The following is a 17815-nucleotide window of genomic DNA, read 5'->3' as shown; positions in this document are numbered from 1 at the left end:
GCAGGCACATTTTGCTATTTATAACAGACTTTTAATGATATTAGTATAAATACAAGGTAAAGGAAGTGTATCTATGTACAAAATAGCCGTAGCAGGAACAGGTTATGTTGGGCTAGTTGCTGGGGTTTGTTTTGCTGAAGTAGGCCATCAAGTAATTTGTGTCGACATTGATGAAAAGAAAGTGGATTTAATGAAATCTGGAGTTTCTCCAATATATGAGACAGGTCTAGAAGAGTTAATGCAGAGAAATTATGATGCTAGAAGAATTAAATATACAACTGATTATCAATCTGCATATAAGGATGCAGATGCAATCTTTATTGGTGTAGGTACACCAGAACAGCCAGATGGATCAGCAAATTTATCATATATTGCAACAGTTGCAAGAGAAATTGCTGAATCAGTGGAAAAGGACTGTTTAGTGGTAGTGAAATCAACAGTTCCAGTTGGAACGAACGATAAAGTAGAGCAGTTTATACAGGATTTTTTAGTTAATGTTGTGAAAGTAGAAGTAGCATCTAATCCAGAGTTTTTGGCTCAAGGTTCAGCGGTTTATGATACTCTACATGCAGAGAGAGTCATTATCGGAACAGAAAGTAAATGGGCTGAAAACCTTCTTATGAAAATATATGAGCCATTTCATTTACCAATTGTTTCAGTTAATAGAAGATCTGCAGAAATGATTAAGTATGCATCCAATGATTTCTTAGCATTAAAAATCTCTTATATGAACGACATAGCTAATCTTTGTGAATTGGTTGGAGCAGATATACAGGATGTAGCTAAGGGTATGAGTTTTGATGAGCGAATTGGAAGTAAGTTCTTAAATGCAGGGATTGGCTTTGGTGGATCATGCTTCCCTAAGGATACAAAAGCGCTTGAGTATATTGCTAAACAGAACGGTTATGAACTCAAAACAGTTAAAGCCGCTATTGATGTAAACAAAGAACAAAAAACAATGCTTTATAAGAAAGCTAGTAAAAGACTCATTACATTTAACGGTCTTAAGGTTGCAGTGTTAGGATTAACTTTTAAGCCTGGAACGGACGATTTAAGAGAGGCAGCATCTCTTGAAAATGTACCATTATTATTAGAACAAGGTGCAGAGATTTATGCGTATGATCCCGTTGGAGCAGAAATTTTTGCCAAATTTCATCCAGAAGGTGAGAGTGGCAAAGGTAGCATTACGTATGTTTCTAATATCGAGCATGCATTAGAAGGTGCCAATGTCTGCTTTATCTTTACTGAATGGGGAGAAGTAAAAGCATTAACGCCGGAAACTTATAAAAAGTTAATGAGAACTCCGTTAGTATATGATGGTAGAAATATATATCGTGTTGAAGAGATGCAAGAAGCAGGGATAGAGTACCATTCAATTGGAAGAAAACCTGCAATTAGAGAAGCTGTTAAGGAGTCGAAGAATCTTGAATTACAAAACTCTTGATCCTAGTAAAACTTACCTAATCACTGGAGTAGCTGGTTTTATCGGGTACTACTTATGTAGAAACCTACTAGAGCAGGGGTGCCAGGTGATTGGTATTGATAACGTAAATGACTACTATGATGTGAACCTTAAACATACTCGTTTAGGAAATTTGGAGCCTTATGAGAAGTTTACCTTTATTAAAGGCGACATATCAGATAAAGATATGGTAATGAAGACCTTCGAAGAGTACAAGCCTAACGTTGTAGTAAACCTAGCTGCTCAAGCAGGAGTAAGGTATTCAATAGAGAATCCGGATGTCTATATTCAAAGTAACATCATTGGATTTTATAATATCCTTGAGGCCTGCAGATATAATCCAGTGGATCATCTTGTATATGCATCATCTAGTTCTGTTTATGGAGCCAATAAAAAGGTTCCTTTTGAAGAAACAGATTTTGTTGATAACCCCGTATCACTATATGCATCTACTAAGAAATCCAATGAATTAATGGCTCACACATATAGTCACCTTTACCAGATACCAGCAACAGGACTTCGGTTCTTTACAGTTTACGGCCCTATGGGTAGACCAGATATGGCCTATTTTGGATTTGCAAATAAGTATTTTGCAGGTGAGCCAATTAAGATATTTAATAATGGTGATTTTGAAAATGACCTTTACCGTGACTTTACTTATATCGACGACATCGTTGAGGGGATTGAACGATTATTAAGTAATCCACCTGAAGGCGAAGTTCAACATAAAGTCTTTAATATTGGAAATAACAGCCCTGAGAAACTGATGGTGTTTATTGAAACTTTAGAAAAGGCCTTAAGTAATGCGCTAGGCAAAGAGGTGCAATTTGAGAAGATCTTTGAACCAATTAAGCCAGGTGATGTACCAGCTACCTATGCCTCAACAGATGAATTGCAGAAAACTGTAGGCTTTAAACCGGAGACTTCAATTGAAGAGGGACTGCAGAAATTTGTCGATTGGTATGTGGATTATTATAATTTGAAGAACTGAATACAATTACCCGCCGAGCCTGATTTTGATAGCTTGGCGGGCTTATTTGTGTTGTTAACTTTTTCTAGAAATGCAATTCTTCATAATCGGTTCCTCGTAAAATAATAATACTAGCCTCAATGTCTAAATGTATAGGTTTAAATTGAATGAATTGCTCTGCTAATACACGTCTATCCATAACTATCGAGTATTTTGTAATCGGTTTATTATATACAGCCAGCCTACCAAACCTTAGTAAAAGCTGTTGCCTTCCCATCCCCATTCCAGTTGGATACTTACTTACATCTCTCGTATAAAGGAAATCAATATGCCATATTTCCTTCCCCTTAGTTGCAACAATATCTCCTACAGAGCCATGACTGTGCCTTTCTATATTATATCCCTGTGAAATTAAGTTTGGGGTTATATATCTGATCGCTCTTTCCTCGAATTCTTTAATATGATCTAGATGTTGCGATCTATCCTCTTTTTTAATCACTTTCACTTCAAAAGCAGATTCTCCAGTATAATCTTTAGTCAAATCAGTAAAATATTCAGGTCTTACCTCTAATGCTTCTGATAAGGCAAAAATCTTATCATATGGAATATTTTTAATTCCTCCCGTTTCATACCGCTGTATAGAAGATTTGCTGATGCCAGTTTTCTCGGCCAAATCTTGATATGTCATATTTAAAAAGAGACGTCTTTCCTTTAAGCGTCTTCGTAGTAATTCTTGATCGGTCTTGTCCATTTCATTTTTCTTCATAAAATTGCCCTCCATATTATTACTACAATAATATTATAAGTCGCCGCAACCAAATACGCAACATTAATAAATAAGTTGCGTATTTGGGATTGACGTGATTATTCTGTCGAAGTATAATGGATATTGTTAACAAGATAACTTTTTTATGGATCTTCACCAAAAGAGGTGGTTTAAGCCTTTTCAAATGAAAAAAAGCAGAATTTCCCTTAAGATTAAGTTACCACACAAAATCATGAAGGGAGAGGTTCTGCTTGTCTCAATATTTTATCATGGATTTTATTAATCTTCCAGATTTCAATCTTGTACGAATGTCTCAACGGTCTGAAGGGTGGGTCGCCATTTTGCAACCTACACCTCGTTCTTTTCTTTGTCCGATTTGTGGGTCCCGATCCATTCTGGTATGTCAACACTAAATCAAACAATCTTTTTAAGGGCTAAGTTTCTATATTCTACTGGACTTAGATAGCCAAGTGTACTGTGCGAACGGATATTATTGTACCAATTGATATAATCAAAAAGTTCAAGATCAAGCTGGTTAAGGGTGCTAAAGTGAGCTCCGTTTATTAATTCAGTTTTTAAGATCTTAAATGTTGCTTCTGCCACCGCATTATCATATGGATTTCCTTTATGGCTCAAAGAGCGTTCAATCTGATATTTACTTAATAATTCATCAATGTTCACGTTTTTAAACTCAGATCCGCGATCTGTATGAAGGAGCTTCACATTCTCTAATGGCTGCTTAACCGTTGCGAAAGCACGTTGAACTAAAGCTGCGTCTTTACGTTTTCCAACACTATAACCAACTATTGCTCTATTATATAAGTCAATTAAAAAACAGACGTAGTTCCAATGCTGGCCTACTTTGACGTACGTTAAGTCACTGACCAGTACAGTCATCTCTTCATCTACTTCAAATTCCCGATCTAACACGTTTCCAACGGAGTCTTCATTGGGGAGGGAACTCATTGGCTTGTAAGATGGCTGTGCATACTTTGATTGAATTCCAAGCTCTTCCATTAGTCTACCAATACGGCGTCTAGATACCTTGTAACCAGCTTTTTAACATGGGGTGCCTGTCACTACCCGAAAAATCTTGTTTCACATCAATGTTTCACGAATTGATTTGTAGCAACCACTGCAATGCTATCGGCAAAAGGTGGTTGCTTTTTTTGCGTTAAAATTGTGAGCGTCAAACTCTACACATCCGGCTGTAAATAGTTTGATATAATGATAAAAGAATCACGTAAAGTACTGGATAGAACAGATACATATTTGAAAAAGACATTCTATAAATAATAGAGTAAGAGGAGTAGGTAGGTATGGATATCGGTTTTTTTGATAACATTGGGTGCCTAGTGTCACTACCCGAATTTTCTTGTTTCACATAAAAGTGTCACAGGATTAAGAATAAGAAGGTAGTTTTATTTAGATATCCTTTGCCTAAAATCACCTTTGGCTAGAGGTTGTTAATTTCTTGCTTGCAGTGATGTTTCGGAACTAGCAATAGGAAATTGATGGAATTTGTTTTAGAGTGAAGGAAAATTGATAAGGTGTATAGGGAAATTTGCTAATTAAAAACAAGGGAAATAGACGTAGATAGGATGAACAAGAATTGTATTATATCTTACAACCATTTTTAGTTATAACATATTTTTTTGCTACATTGCTTGAAGATACACAAAAGAAAAAAACTACTCTTGTTACTTATTTTAAAAACATTGTATTTCATGTGCTCTATATTTTGATAATTTCTATTCCGGTGGCTGGATTAATATATTTATATATATATATCGTTATGTTTAATCAAGGAAGCATTGCTTTTAGTTTGTTACTTTTCTTTAAATTGAATATTTTTATTTGGGGATGCATGTTTCCTACTGTATTTTTAAACATAGGGAATATTAAAATGAATATTCCAGATTTTATTATAAATGTTTATTTAGTAGTTATAAAAATTAATGTATTAAAGCAAATAAAGCTTGCAATTGGCTGGACTTTATTTGTCACAATTTTGTATTATTATTTATTTTCAAATATTATCTTGGAGATATTACCCCACGAAAATTGGTTACTAGTTGGAATGTTAGTGATTTGTATCTTTTTTTCGGTAATGCTTTTTAGTGAAGGTACAATAGACCACAAGCAACGAATTGTCCGAAAGTTTATGCTTTGGTTTTTATTATTTCTTCTATTATTTGGATTTTCAATATCACAAATTGTATTTACAATCACAATTGGAAATGAAGTGGAAATGATATTTGTAGTCCCGGTTGTGCTTGGACTAATTTTTAATTTTTCATTTATTCTTGAGAATGCCCGTGACCTATACAAGGTGTATGTAATGGAAAATATAGATTTTATCAAAGAGAAACAAAATTGGATGAATAATAAAGAGAGTTTCTCATATGATTATTTGAAAAAGATATTTTATATGAAAAGAAAAGAGCTACGGATAATTAAAGAGAAGTATTTAAATATGAACGATAGTGAAAAAAAACAATTCTATAAATTTACTATTATATTTTTATTGCTATTGGTTGTATTCTATGGTGTCTATATGTTTCTATTCGTTAATCAAATTGAAAAAACTGAAACATTTGTGATGCATATTTTTAAGGGGATATATACCTTTTATGTGAGTTTGTTTCAAGGGAACGAACGCTTGGCCAATACGATGGCAATATTGTGTTTTTTTGTTTATTATTTTTTCCTGGAATTAAATAGAGCTTTGAGTAGATTTAAGTTTTTATCAACACAAGAAAAAATTGCTCAAATCGAAAAAATAATTATTATTTTGACTGCCAACGTAGTAACAATATTTTATTTATTCAATTTAAAAAATCTGTTTCTCCAATATATAGTAATTATTTTTATGTTTATCTCTGTTGTTATTTTGCCACTTGTGAGAAAGCTAATAAAGAAAATTGATCGTATAAACATGAAATCTGATGATAATTCATTTGATCAATAACCAACTGTTAATGTTAACACCGACACAAAGTTGACCATGTCGCTCATGTAAAAGTTGACCACCCTCTTGCTACTTCGAATAGGTCTCTTTGAGACGATAACTTTCCCCATTCATGGGAATGATGTGGGCCTTGTGAGTGACTCGATCTAACAAGGCGGCGGTCATTTGCTCATCATGAAATACTTCCACCCATCGGCTAAACTCCCGATTGCTAACATGGGGTGCCTCTCACTACCCGAATAATCTTGTTACACAGCAATGTTTCACGGATTGATTTGTAGCAACTACCACTATGCATAGTGGTGGTTGCTTTTTTGGTTGTTAAAAGTTGACAGTCTTTACTAGTTGGATTATTCTGAATAGGAAGCACCGGGACGGTTCTCGCGCTTCCTTTCCAGTAAATGACAGATAATTCACCTCTTTTCCACCTAGGTGGCATTTTTGAATGGTTCATTATCGAAAGGTTTTGGAATTACATGATGAGGGGAAGAACCGTGTGTAACCGTCAAGTAGAATTAAACAGTATTCCACAATTAAGATTGAACAGTTTCCTTGTTGTATTTGTCAAAATTAATTTGACCCAGAGCGCTCACTTTAAAAGCGAGCCACTTCAACCTGGGGTATTACCATTTTGACGAGAAGTTCGGCGGGATAGGAAATTTTCCATTCATGGCAAAATTCCCTAAACTCCTCCCACCATCACCCTACTGCATACTGTCATCTCGTTGTTTCATAGATTGTCGAAATCGATAAGATTCTCCGTTGAGTAACAGTATATGTGTCCTATGTGTAAGCCGATCAAGGAGAGCTGCGGTCATCTTTTCATCGCCAAATATAGACGTCCATTCAGTAAATTCTAGGTTTGTGGTAATCATTACGCTCGCTCGTTCATATCGTCCTGCGAAGAATTGAAATAATAGTTCAGCTCCTATCTTCATAAATGGCACATACCCAAGCTCATCTAGGATAATTAAATCAAATTTCAACCATCTCTTCTCGAGAGATGCTAGCTGATGTTCCTCGTTTTCTAAAAGAAGTTCTTCTACTAATTCAGCTGCTGAAATAAACTTGACCTTATGCCCATTATTGATCATCTCAATTCCAATCCCTGTAGCTAAGTGGGGCTTTCCATTATGGAAAGTCTGTGTTCTGCCTGTTAAATTGTGCTATATTTTAATTGATACATAAGATGGAGGTGCACCCCCTCTGTTAGGATAAATGTCGCACACCACTTTAGTGTTATACTATAGTAAATACGGAGGTTGATCGACATGGCAGAGAAACTAGGAAAACGCTATCCCAAAGAAATCAAAGAAGCAATTATAAAAAGAATGATGCCACCAAATAACGAGGCGATCAGTCGAATTAGTGAGGAAGTAGGCATTACAGAAGCTACGTTATATAAATGGAGGAAAGAAGCCCGGGCTAATGGGAATGCCACGCCTGGAGATGGTCAGGGGTCAGAACAATGGAAGGGAAACACAGTGACGTTTCTCGTGCTTCCTTTCTTCAATTAAGTTTTAATTTTTGTAATGTTTTAATTATTATGATAGATTAGTTATAAGAATGAAAGACACCCTCAAATCTATCTTTTCCATTTGGTTTATCCGCATATATCAAATCTAATTTCCCCATTTAATCTAATCCTGTGTATATTCTCACTCCCACATGTATGCTCCACAAGACATTTGTTCATACCCCGTATGCTAGTAGTATCCTTTTGATCATCCTCGAAGAATAAAACATTATTATTCCTGTATTGATATATAATGGCTCTTTTCTCGTAAAATGTTTCCTCGAGCATATAAAAATGAATAGAAACACCACGTTCTTTCAGTATTTTAGGTTGATAAAGAAGCGAAAAGATCCCCGAAGTTTTAATCATCACAAAATAAGGTCTAATGCGAAAAGCTATAATCACTACGAACCCCCCTTAATAAAAGTATCCCTTTATTGAACATCTAACAAAAAATGAATTTGTCATGTAGATTGGAGGAAGTGAATCATGTCCGCAAAGGTTACGAGTATTGGATTGAAAGGATTGGCAGGATATCGTGTCCAAGTAGAAGTGCAGGTCATTGAAGGGATTGAATCTGTTGTAGTGGTAGGACTGCCTGATGCATCGGTGAAGGAATCCAAGGAACGGGTGTCGGCTGCGTTGCGTAGTCTTGGTTTCCCATTGGTGGATATGAAGGTGATTATTAATCTATCACCTGCCGAGCAAAAGAAAAACGGTCCTTTGTTTGATCTGGCGATTGCCCTCGGAGTGCTAAAGAGTGGGAATTTCCTGAAGGACCATATTCCAGCGGATGCTGGTTTTATCGGCGCTTTGTCTTTAGATGGAACGGTTCTTCCTGTTGAAGGGATGATAGCCGCCATTCTTGCAGCGAAGAAATTAAAACTGCGAACACTTTATCTTCCCTTCGATCCCACCATCCCGAAAATAGAGATCGCTGACTTGGAACTGGTGTATATTGAGACTTTGCAAGACGTTATGGATGTTCTCTCTGGTCAACAATTGCTTCCTTTTCACCCGCCAATAGAAAAGGAAGAGGAAATTGGAGAAATGGTTCGGGATTTCGATCAAATTCTTGGACATGCATTCGCTAAAAGGGCACTGGAAATTTCCGCAAGTGGTGAGCATTTTGTGCTAATGGATGGCCCACCTGGGTGCGGGAAAAGTCTCTTAGCTGAAACGTTTCGATCCATACTTCCTCCATTATCGAAAGAGGGACAGCTAGAAAAGATAAGCCTTCACCAATTAGCCGGTGCCCCCTATACTTCGATCACTATTCCACCTTATCGTCACCCTCATCATTCTGCTTCAGCCGTATCCATCATTGGTGGCGGAACCACCCCTAAACCTGGAGAAGTTTCATTAGCCCATCGCGGAGTCCTATTTCTTGATGAACTCGGAGAATTTTCCAAGAAAACACTCGATATGTTAAGACAGCCACTTGAGAACGAGATCGTCACGATCAGCCGGGCTCACTCTACTGTGACCTATCCCGCAAAATTCATCTTTCTCGCTGCTATGAACCCTTGCCCTTGCGGATATTTAGGTTCCAACAATCACTTCTGCACCTGCTCCGGGAAACAAATTAAGTCGTATAAAAGTCGTGTATCAGGACCGATTTTAGATCGAATCGATATCCTCCTTTCCTTAAAAGCGGTAAATCTGAAGAACCATGATTTCAGTGGGATCGAGACCTCTTCAGAAATAAAGAAACGGGTGAGTGCTGCAAGGGAAAAACAGTATCGCCGCTATGGAAGAGAAGTGTGTAACGGGAGTGTTCCTTTCGAAGAGCTGATCAAATCCAGCCCATTATCCCCTAGTCAGCAAACGGAATTGCAGAAAATATCGATACAGTATGGACTCAGTAATCGTGTGCAAATCAAAATCATTCGATTGGCGAGGACCATTTCTGACATACAAGAGGAAGACGAAATATCCGAAGCGGCCCTAACCGAAGCTCTTTCATTGCGGAAAATGGTTCGCTCTTCTTTGCTATCGTTAACAGGGGAGAAGAGCGAGATGACATATAGATGACTAAATTTTTTTCAGGATTGGAGGTGAGACTGATGCCGCGATATGCCAGGAAGAAAAGCAACAGCGGCGTCTACCATGTGATCGTTAGGGGCGCCAATAGACAAGAAATCTTTCACGATGAGGAAGACCGCATGAAATTCCTTGATACCTGGAATAAATATAAAATCAAAACGGAAATACTTATGTATGCCTGGTGCTTGATGGGGAATCATGTTCATCTTCTGTTGAAAGAAGGAAGCGAAAGCATTTCAGTCGTAATGAAAAGGGTAGGTGTCAGCTACGCCAAGTATTACAACTGGAAGTACAGAACAACCGGACATCTTTTTCAGGATCGCTTCAAAAGTGAAAATGTTGAAGATCGCAACTATTTCCTCACGGCCGCAAGATATATTCACCAAAACCCGGTAAAAGCAGGAGTCGTTCATTCCCCTGATGAATGGAAGTGGAGCAGCTGCCGCGGTTATTATGGGAAGGTGGTGTATCCGGCCAACCTGCTTGATCCTAATTATCTACTAAACATGTTTTCTCCTGAAAGTAAGATTGCGAGAATGAGATTTAAAGAATTTAATGAAAGAAAGAATAATGATCGGTGCTTAGAAGACAGTGACGATAATAGCAGGAGATTATCCGACGATGAAGCAAGGATGGAAATCAGGAAATGTCTTGGGAGTTTGGAAATACCTCATGTGAAAAGTTTGCAAAAGGAACAACGAACGAATGTACTGAGAAAAGTGAAGCGGATTGATGGACTTTCTCAGAGACAGGCTGCGCGGATTTTAGGGATTTCTCCCAATTTGGTGTTTAAGGCGAGATAGAAGCGCCGGGGAGGGCTACCAAGGGGACGCTTCTTTTGGCTCTTTTTTAAGAATGAGAGATGAGCTTGTTCTTGCCAACTCATTGAAAAAGTCACCACTCATGTTAAGTGATAATAATGTCGTTTAAAAAATAATAAAGTTATTTAAAAAACTTCAGTCATGCTATTCAAAAAACGGGGCCAGATTGTTGAATAAAGTAATTGTTTAAAACACATAATTTTGAAATAATTGGTATTAAGTTAAAGGGCAGGATAGTTGAAGACTCAGTTTCGAGATAATTCAAGTTTTATTTGTAATAAGGTTGAGTAAAAATGGTGGATTCGAAATAATTGGAACTAAAGAAAATGTTAAGGTACAACATGCCATCATGGATAGGGACCTCTTCCCTTAGAGTCACGAAGAGATACCGACATCACGAATGATACAAACTTCCAATTCGAAAAATATGATGAAGGGATAAAGCAGAGGTAGGGCCTTATTATATAGAAAGCTATCGGAAAGGAACAGTTGATGAGTTATACCAAAAATAGGAAATGTATAATAGAAAATGAAATTCATTTAGAGGTAGATTTATATGCCTAAAATTGACAATATGTTAGCGATTCTATGGATGCTTCGTTCAGGTGAAAAAATTACTGCAAAACAGATTTCAGAAAAGTTAGAGATGAATATAAGGACTGTGTATCGTTATATTGATACGATTTCAACAAGTGGAGTACCTATTATTTCAGAACCAGGACATAATGGTGGATACACTTTAATGAACAATTTTATTGAAGCTCCTCTTTTTTTTGATTCTGAGGAGCAAACTTCACTATTTCACGCAGCTGTATTTGCAGAAGAAGCCGGATATTATGGTGGTGAGGCACTAAATAGGGCCATTTCAAAACTAAGTAACTACTCAAATAAAGAGCAGAAAACAAAGGTAAACCAACATTTAACGAGTCTTGAAGTGATCAGTCGTTCATGTTCACTTTCTATGGAACCTTTTTTGAAGGAGTTGGAGCAGACCGTAGCTGACGGGTACTCAATAAAAATTGTTTACCAAAAAAGTGGCGAAAAACAGTTTGATGATAGATTGGTAGATCCGTATAGAATGATTTATTGGAATAATAAGTGGTATGTGATTGGATTTTGTCATTTTAGAAATGATATCCGTAGTTTTAGAGTAGATCGCATTGAAAGTCTAATGCTAACCGAAAATAAGTTTAACCGGCCCGAAAATTTTTCAGCACGTGACTTTTTTATAAGAAATCTTCTTCCAGTTATAGAAGATAAGGAAGTGGGAATTTCTTTTGTTATTAGTGGGGATAAAAGTGTATTGGATGATATTTGTCTACATTGGTTTTTAGGACATTATTTACAAGAACGGACTTCAAATCGAGCCGTTTTTCTTCTTGAAAAAGATGTGATCCATACATATGTACCTTATTTACTTTTACCGTACAATCAATCTATTAAAGTGATTGAGCCAATCAGTCTAAAGAAACGACTTGTTGAAGTTCTGTCGGAATTAATAAAATTTCATGAAGTATAATCACTTCCCTGACGCTAACTGTCAGGGAAGTTTTATTATACTGGCTATATCAAATGTGATTGGAGTGTTATTGGATGCAAACAAAAAAGGTTTTTTTATATGTATTTAATACAATGTCAGACTGGGAATATGGATATTTAATTGCTGAACTAAACTCAGGAAGGTATTTCAAAAAAGATTTAGCACCTTTAAAAGTAATGACAGTAGGAGCTAATAAAGAAATGATTACGACGATGGGAGGGCTGAGCATAAAACCAGATATCTCCCTTAATGAATTTATACTTGAACGTAAAGATCTTTTAATTTTACCAGGAGGGACTACTTGGAGTGAAGACATTCATCAGCCTATCTTGGAAAAAATCGACCAGGCTTTAAAGCTTGGCACGATTGTTGCTGCAATTTGTGGCGCCATTGAGGCCCTCGCGAATAGGGGATACTTAGATACTAGAAGGCACACAAGTAATGACTTAGAATATACCAAAATGGTAAGTCCTAACTATAAAGGAGAAAGATTTTATGATTTCGGATCTGCCATATCTGATGAGAATTTAGTTACCGCATCAGGAATAGCTCCGCTGGAATTTGCCATGGAGGTACTGAAAAAAATAGATGTATTTACACCAGATACATTACATTCATGGTATAACCTAAATAAAACGCATGAACCTGAATATTTCTTCCAGTTGATGAATTCCAATTAATAAATGAAGTGACACATTGGGACGTACATCTTGAATCAATCACGTCTCTAATGATTCAAGATGTATGTATCCTTATTTCATTTAAAAGCTTGTTTTACAGTCATCTCTTTGAAGTAATTGGTATTAGAATGGAAGCGAGCAAAATGAGTTACGCAAGGAAGAAATACATTCCTACTTTGTTACGGGGGACTTATGAAGACACGATATTATTTAGGTTGGTTTAACAATTTCTTCCCAGAAACACTGGGCAGGCGGTTAGAAGAGGATATAACTGATAGGAAATCGCTTGTTATGATTAGCACGAATCCATCTACTTTTGAAGATAATGGTGCTACTGAACGCTCTTGGCTCAATCAGGCTGGCATTTTGTTTGATGACTATCATTTGATTAATTATCGAGTACATAAGGAAGAGGCTCAAGCGAAAATTCAAAATGCTTCGGTGATTTTCTTGTTGGGTGGAGATATTGTTAAGCAAAATGTTTTTTTGAAAGAATATGAGTTAGTAGGTTCCATTTTAAAAAGCAGCGCCGTTGTGATGGGAGCAAGCGCTGGTGCAATTAACATGTCCGCTAAATGGTTATGCTCGAAAAACCTTGGAAATAACGTTGAATTGAGCTCTGTTTACGAAGGGATCGGTCTTGATCCTTTTTCTGTCCTCTCTCATTTTGATCTTGAAAATAATATGGCGATGGTTCAAAACGAACTTTCTCCCCTGTCGGAAGAAATAGATATTTATGCATCAAACAAAGATTGTGCTGTACGGGTAAAGGGGAACAGTATCGACGTTTTAGGCACTGTTTATTTGATTTCTCAATCAAAGATGCGGAAATTAGATGAGACGCTCTAATAGTGTTTGAAGATGACGTGAGTAGATTATAGATTTATACTTTCTTCCTCAATCTCGGAGCAATTCAGTAATATCATAGCAGCGTAAACGTTGAAGAACGACCTTCATTAATCGGGCGTAATTCCACACTAAGGAATTACGTCTTTTCTTTCAAGAAAAGGTTGAGTAAGAGGCTTTGTTTTGAAATAAATGGAATTGAGCGATTGTGGCAGGATTGTAGAGTAAGACTTTTTAATAAAATAATAGAGGTTGGGGGTTGTATCTTGTTAAGAATTTTTTTCTGTATATATGAATTCTTTTAATGAAGATAGAAATATCAGAGTTTATCTTCCTAAGAGCTACCCTAAAGGTGAGGTTAGATATCCAGTATTATATATGCACGATGGACAAAATGTCTTTCGGGATACAGGTGCAATCGGTGGAATATCTTTATCACTTGAAGATTATTTAGATGAAAATGATTTAGAGGTTATTGTTGTAGGCATTGACCAGAATAGCGAAGAACGAGTAAATGAATATTGCCCTTGGATTAATGGGAAGTACAGCGAGAAAATATTAGGTTATCAATGTAACTTAGGTGGAAAAGGACCAAAATATGTTGATTTCATAATAGACGAATTGAAACCCTTAATTGATAACAAGTACCGCACAATAGAAGATTGTACATCAATTGGTGGTATTTCGTTAGGGGGACTCATATCTATTTATGCTGCGTGCCGATATCCTCAAATATTCAAAAAAGTTATAGCCATATCGCCAGCTTTTTGGCGTAATCAAGAAGATATAGAAGAATTGATTAAGAATTCGGACTTGTCACCAATTGAGAGTGTTTACTTAGATTGGGGCGATAAAGAAGGAAAAGGTGAAAGGATTAATCGAGTATTTTCAGATAGCAACAAAGCTGTATTTGAGATCTTGAGAGAAAAACACCATTGTAAAAGGTAAAATCATCAATGGTGGTGAACACAGTTACAAGTTTTTTAAAGAAAGAGTTCCTGAAATTTTCACCTTTTTGCAAAACTATTAATTACTCAACTTTCGGACATAGAAAAACTCAATGACCCCTTGATATAACTTGGCAAGGACTCAAACCAATGCAGTAATTGACTTTTTAATGTTTCCGTGCTTAAAGAAACTGTGCCCTTCGCCAGTGTTTCAAATAGTTCTAGTAACTGTTGTAATGCGGTAAACATATCTAGGTCTTTAACATCTTCACACATCAAGTAAAAGAGACAACCAATCGTTTTGGGATCTTGTTCATTTCTTCTGCTCCATTCAAGAAGAATATAGCGTGTGAACACTAATGTTGTGTGACTAATCATGGAATCGTAGGATCTACCTTGAAATTCTTTCGCAAGCTTCAACAATGACTTCGTGCACTTGAAGAAAGTTTCGATGTCCCAACGCATTCCGTAAATTCTTACAATTTCTTCGTCGGATAGAGTCGTATCTGTACTCAAAATGGCTAACCATTCGCTCTTCTTATTGCGATTTCTGACAAAAACAATTTTAATAGGAGTCTGCTTATCCGTTTGAAGACGTACTTGAATAGACCCTAAAAGATCCTTTTTTTGAAGGGTAGGTCGTACAAATTTAAACAATTCATCTAGCTTCAAACGTTTGTCATTGTATAGGTAGCGCTGTTTCAATCGTTTGACCATCCCGATCACAAACAATCCTTTTTCTGTAATCGATTCAATTAAAGGGGCATGTGTAAACCAGGTATCCATTAAAACATAATCAGCAACTATGCCTTTATGTAATGCGTTTTGAATAAGATTAGCTGCCACATCAGGCTTAGATTGTATAGCTTCCGCACGGCGTTTAAAACCTGAGGTTCTTTCATCGATAGTAGAATCCATTTCACAATAACGATTTTCTTTTTTCGCTGAGCTGAGGAGAGCAAAGTCTACAGGTACAAACGAAAATCCGTCTGACCAACCTAGCGTTAGCATTGAGAATCCTTTGACAAATTTATGTGTCACATGGTCATGAATGCGTGCGAGTAACTCGACCTTCTTACTGCGATTCCGTGAATAAACAGAGTCATCTAAAATAAAAACAGACACTCTGTTTGATGAAGTTAACTTTTGAAAACGTTGAGTAGTTTCAAACGAAAGAGACGATAAGAACTTACGCCAGTTAAATGTCGGCACTTTTAAAAAATCATAAATCACATCTTTACTTGGAAGATCAATGGCCTTTTTACTAAAACAAGCATGGTACCAGTTCCGGTGCTCAAAAACTAATAGAAACAATAGTTGAAAAATAGTGAGGCATGAAAATCCAAGTTTTTTTGTAATGCCAGCGTTACGTAAATGCTTACCCACATTTAATTCGGAAAAGCTGTTTTTCATAGCTTTTGACAGATGGACAAAAGACGATTTTTTCGATAACATAATGGTGACACCTTTCTTCTGTAAATTGGTTTAGTCGCCTTTATTTTACCAAAGAAATAGGTGTCTTTCTTTTTGTCTGCACATAAAAATCAAAGAAAAACAAATTTATATTGAATTTGATACCATCCACGCAGCCATTAGGCTTTAGAGTTCGTATTCAACTCTGAAAGTTGAGTTTCTTATTAAAAATTAAGTTGAGATATAAGATTTTAATTCACATAGGTGCTTTTATTGTTGGGTTTGTAATTTTAGGGTTAATACTTAATCAAATAGTTGTGTAAAATCTAAAGTTCATCGAATGATTTCTTTAAACTAAAGGGTGCGTTTCTGTAATAATCGAGACGTTTTTAAAGGAGTTGGAACTCTGAGTGATTATTGAAATTGACTTTGGTAACAATTTTATTCAATACATTTCTTGTTCAACAAAAGTTGGTAGGAAGATTAATCGAATTAGAAACGACTTTGAAACGTGGATTTTTGATGAGGAGAAGAATACAAAATATTGGACTTACGAAAATGGCGAAAAATATTGTCCAAATTACGATGCAAATGCAATTATTGATTGGTTAAACAATGTAAGATTTAAGAGAGGAATTGCGAAAGCCAAATTAATTACGAAGCCACGATTAAGCATCAAAAAGAAATTATATTTCTAAATTAATTCTCAAAGCAAAAGATTGTGAAGTCTTGTACTTAAAGTAACGGGTGCGATTGCTAAACAAGGGGAATCGCTCCTTTTTTTGGGGGAATTAAAGTTAAAATTATAGTCCCGTGTTATAGAATATATACAAATAACAACCACCAAGGGGAATAATAGATGCCTGAACCAAGTGTGAAAATACAAAAAATTTGGATTGATGATGATGATAGTTTCTTTGAACTGAATTTAGATTTCTGTACAGGTCATTGCAGCGTGAACATTGATATATATACAGATAATGAAGAACTAGAGGAATTAAGAAAGGGAGTAATCGACTTTGCGAGCTTTAAACAAGAGGAATTTATATGGGTTACTGGGGAAGAAGCAGATAATGTAAGTCATTTTCTATCTATGCGATTCTTTTTATATGGTAATCGAGGATATGTAGGAGTTGAAGTAACTGCTGATAATAAGAATACAAGCCCTTATAGTGTGCGTGCGACTTTTTTTCTTGTTACGGTCATTAGTCAAATAGATGATTTCACAAGGAAATTAGGAAGTTTTATAAAAGGCGAGATTTTTGAGTTGGAAAGCCTTATTCAATCATTTGAACATTGAGATTAAAAGTAAAAACATACTCTTTCTTATTCAAGTAACGGTGCTTGTTTTTTATTAAGAGCTTCCTACGGCTGCCCTTTTTCTTTTCTGTTATAAAACTAAGTGACCAAATTAACTCAAAGGGATAATTTTTAAAATTAGTTGGGAAGCATCGGGACGGATCTCGTGCTTCCTTTTTTTCAATTTATCTTTCATTATTCTGGGGGCTTAGTTATAGGGTAAGCGTCAAATAGTTAGTGAGCATACCCTAAGATGCGCTCACTAACTATGGAGGTGGCAAAGCGGCAAACAGCCTGTCATTAACTGGTAAGGAAGCATGAGAAGAACGAAATCGCTAATCGCGATGGCTTAAAAACATTCAAAAAACAGAAAAAACACAAAAAGAACATAAAAAAACGAAAAAGGGATGCACTTTTTATGGTATTGTTTAATCGCCAAACCAAACAATCCAAAAAAGAAAGGCATCCTTTTTCGTATGAATAGTATATCATGTAACTCTAGTAAAAAACATCCTCATTTTAACCCATTAAGCCGAGC

The 17815-nt window shown here is 36.2% G+C and carries 14 protein-coding genes and 3 pseudogenes; 12 read left to right on the top strand and 5 right to left on the bottom strand.

Translation table 11 applies throughout. The annotated features are described in order from the left end of the window. Positions 1 to 73 precede the first annotated feature (73 nt). Positions 74 to 1444, top strand: coding sequence for a UDP-glucose dehydrogenase family protein (locus tag U8D43_RS10640; protein WP_335871159.1), 1371 nt, complete (start codon positions 74 to 76; stop codon positions 1442 to 1444). After that, entirely contained in the window at positions 1425 to 2453 is a 1029-nt protein-coding gene (locus U8D43_RS10635; protein WP_335871158.1) for an SDR family NAD(P)-dependent oxidoreductase, read from the top strand. Before U8D43_RS10640 ends, U8D43_RS10635 begins: the two co-directional genes overlap by 20 nt. A 64-nt stretch (positions 2454 to 2517) precedes the next feature. Here the strand turns inward: U8D43_RS10635 and U8D43_RS10630 are convergent, their stop codons facing one another. Then, the gene (locus U8D43_RS10630) at positions 2518 to 3198 is read right to left on the bottom strand and encodes a helix-turn-helix domain-containing protein (protein ID WP_335871157.1); all 681 of its coding nucleotides are present in this window, start codon (positions 3196 to 3198) and stop codon (positions 2518 to 2520) included. 414 nt (positions 3199 to 3612) lie between these two features. Next, a pseudogene (locus U8D43_RS10625) lies at positions 3613 to 4242 on the bottom strand (IS3 family transposase); the annotation flags it as partial. A gap of 568 nt (positions 4243 to 4810) precedes the next feature. Between U8D43_RS10625 and U8D43_RS10620 the strand changes: the two are divergent. Further along, a complete protein-coding gene (locus tag U8D43_RS10620) occupies positions 4811 to 6169 on the top strand; it encodes a hypothetical protein (RefSeq protein ID WP_335871156.1) in 1359 nt (452 codons plus the stop codon). A 69-nt stretch (positions 6170 to 6238) separates the two neighbouring features. Here the strand turns inward: U8D43_RS10620 and U8D43_RS10615 are convergent. Together U8D43_RS10615 and U8D43_RS10610 are read right to left on the bottom strand one after the other, a co-directional pair. After that, positions 6239 to 6370 (bottom strand): annotated as a pseudogene (locus U8D43_RS10615) (ATP-binding protein); the annotation flags it as partial. A gap of 503 nt (positions 6371 to 6873) precedes the next feature. Next, positions 6874 to 7290, bottom strand: a pseudogene (locus U8D43_RS10610) (ATP-binding protein); the annotation flags it as partial. A gap of 150 nt (positions 7291 to 7440) precedes the next feature. On the opposite strand from U8D43_RS10610, the gene U8D43_RS10605 reads away from it, so the two are divergent. From U8D43_RS10605 to U8D43_RS10575, 7 genes are all read left to right on the top strand, one after another. Then, positions 7441 to 7686 carry a transposase gene (locus U8D43_RS10605; RefSeq protein WP_335871155.1) on the top strand — a complete coding sequence of 82 codons (246 nt, stop codon included), beginning with the start codon at positions 7441 to 7443 and terminating at the stop codon, positions 7684 to 7686. A 488-nt stretch (positions 7687 to 8174) separates the two neighbouring features. Continuing rightward, complete coding sequence (locus tag U8D43_RS10600; protein WP_335871154.1) at positions 8175 to 9719, top strand: YifB family Mg chelatase-like AAA ATPase; 1545 nt, start codon at positions 8175 to 8177, stop codon at positions 9717 to 9719. Between the two features lie 32 nt (positions 9720 to 9751). Beyond that, the gene (locus U8D43_RS10595; protein ID WP_335871153.1) at positions 9752 to 10534 is read left to right on the top strand and encodes a transposase; all 783 of its coding nucleotides are present in this window, start codon (positions 9752 to 9754) and stop codon (positions 10532 to 10534) included. A gap of 574 nt (positions 10535 to 11108) precedes the next feature. Next, complete coding sequence (locus U8D43_RS10590) at positions 11109 to 12071, top strand: helix-turn-helix transcriptional regulator (protein WP_335871152.1); 963 nt, start codon at positions 11109 to 11111, stop codon at positions 12069 to 12071. A gap of 74 nt (positions 12072 to 12145) precedes the next feature. Then, complete coding sequence (locus U8D43_RS10585; RefSeq protein WP_335871151.1) at positions 12146 to 12772, top strand: type 1 glutamine amidotransferase family protein; 627 nt, start codon at positions 12146 to 12148, stop codon at positions 12770 to 12772. Between the two features lie 192 nt (positions 12773 to 12964). Continuing rightward, the gene (locus U8D43_RS10580) at positions 12965 to 13621 is read left to right on the top strand and encodes a Type 1 glutamine amidotransferase-like domain-containing protein (RefSeq protein ID WP_335871150.1); all 657 of its coding nucleotides are present in this window, start codon (positions 12965 to 12967) and stop codon (positions 13619 to 13621) included. A gap of 288 nt (positions 13622 to 13909) precedes the next feature. Then, positions 13910 to 14566, top strand: a complete 657-nt coding sequence (locus U8D43_RS10575) for an alpha/beta hydrolase (protein WP_335871149.1) — start codon at positions 13910 to 13912, stop codon at positions 14564 to 14566. An 86-nt stretch (positions 14567 to 14652) separates the two neighbouring features. On the opposite strand, the gene U8D43_RS10570 is transcribed toward U8D43_RS10575, so the two are convergent. Further along, positions 14653 to 16020 carry an IS4 family transposase gene (locus U8D43_RS10570; RefSeq protein ID WP_335871148.1) on the bottom strand — a complete coding sequence of 456 codons (1368 nt, stop codon included), beginning with the start codon at positions 16018 to 16020 and terminating at the stop codon, positions 14653 to 14655. Between the two features lie 368 nt (positions 16021 to 16388). On the opposite strand from U8D43_RS10570, the gene U8D43_RS10565 reads away from it, so the two are divergent. After that, a complete protein-coding gene (locus tag U8D43_RS10565) occupies positions 16389 to 16676 on the top strand; it encodes a hypothetical protein (RefSeq protein ID WP_335871147.1) in 288 nt (95 codons plus the stop codon). A gap of 161 nt (positions 16677 to 16837) precedes the next feature. Further along, positions 16838 to 17278 (top strand): hypothetical protein, encoded by a 441-nt coding sequence (locus U8D43_RS10560; protein ID WP_335871146.1) that lies wholly within the window; start codon positions 16838 to 16840, stop codon positions 17276 to 17278. Positions 17279 to 17815: the final 537 nt, after the last annotated feature.

The organism is Bacillus sp. 2205SS5-2 (assembly GCF_037024155.1).
Lineage (GTDB): Bacteria > Bacillota > Bacilli > Bacillales > Bacillaceae_K > Bacillus_CI.
This window is presented reverse-complemented; position numbering and strand designations above follow the sequence as displayed.

Coding starts and splice junctions, on each gene's coding strand:
- U8D43_RS10585 (WP_335871151.1), top strand. CDS start 12,146: ATGCAAACAAAAAAGGTTTTTTTATATGTATTTAATACAATGTCAGAC.
- U8D43_RS10575 (WP_335871149.1), top strand. CDS start 13,910: ATGAATTCTTTTAATGAAGATAGAAATATCAGAGTTTATCTTCCTAAG.
- U8D43_RS10600 (WP_335871154.1), top strand. CDS start 8,175: ATGTCCGCAAAGGTTACGAGTATTGGATTGAAAGGATTGGCAGGATAT.
- U8D43_RS10580 (WP_335871150.1), top strand. CDS start 12,965: ATGAAGACACGATATTATTTAGGTTGGTTTAACAATTTCTTCCCAGAA.
- U8D43_RS10570 (WP_335871148.1), bottom strand. CDS start 16,020: ATGTTATCGAAAAAATCGTCTTTTGTCCATCTGTCAAAAGCTATGAAA.
- U8D43_RS10560 (WP_335871146.1), top strand. CDS start 16,838: ATGCCTGAACCAAGTGTGAAAATACAAAAAATTTGGATTGATGATGAT.
- U8D43_RS10595 (WP_335871153.1), top strand. CDS start 9,752: ATGCCGCGATATGCCAGGAAGAAAAGCAACAGCGGCGTCTACCATGTG.
- U8D43_RS10605 (WP_335871155.1), top strand. CDS start 7,441: ATGGCAGAGAAACTAGGAAAACGCTATCCCAAAGAAATCAAAGAAGCA.
- U8D43_RS10640 (WP_335871159.1), top strand. CDS start 74: ATGTACAAAATAGCCGTAGCAGGAACAGGTTATGTTGGGCTAGTTGCT.
- U8D43_RS10590 (WP_335871152.1), top strand. CDS start 11,109: ATGCCTAAAATTGACAATATGTTAGCGATTCTATGGATGCTTCGTTCA.
- U8D43_RS10630 (WP_335871157.1), bottom strand. CDS start 3,198: ATGAAGAAAAATGAAATGGACAAGACCGATCAAGAATTACTACGAAGA.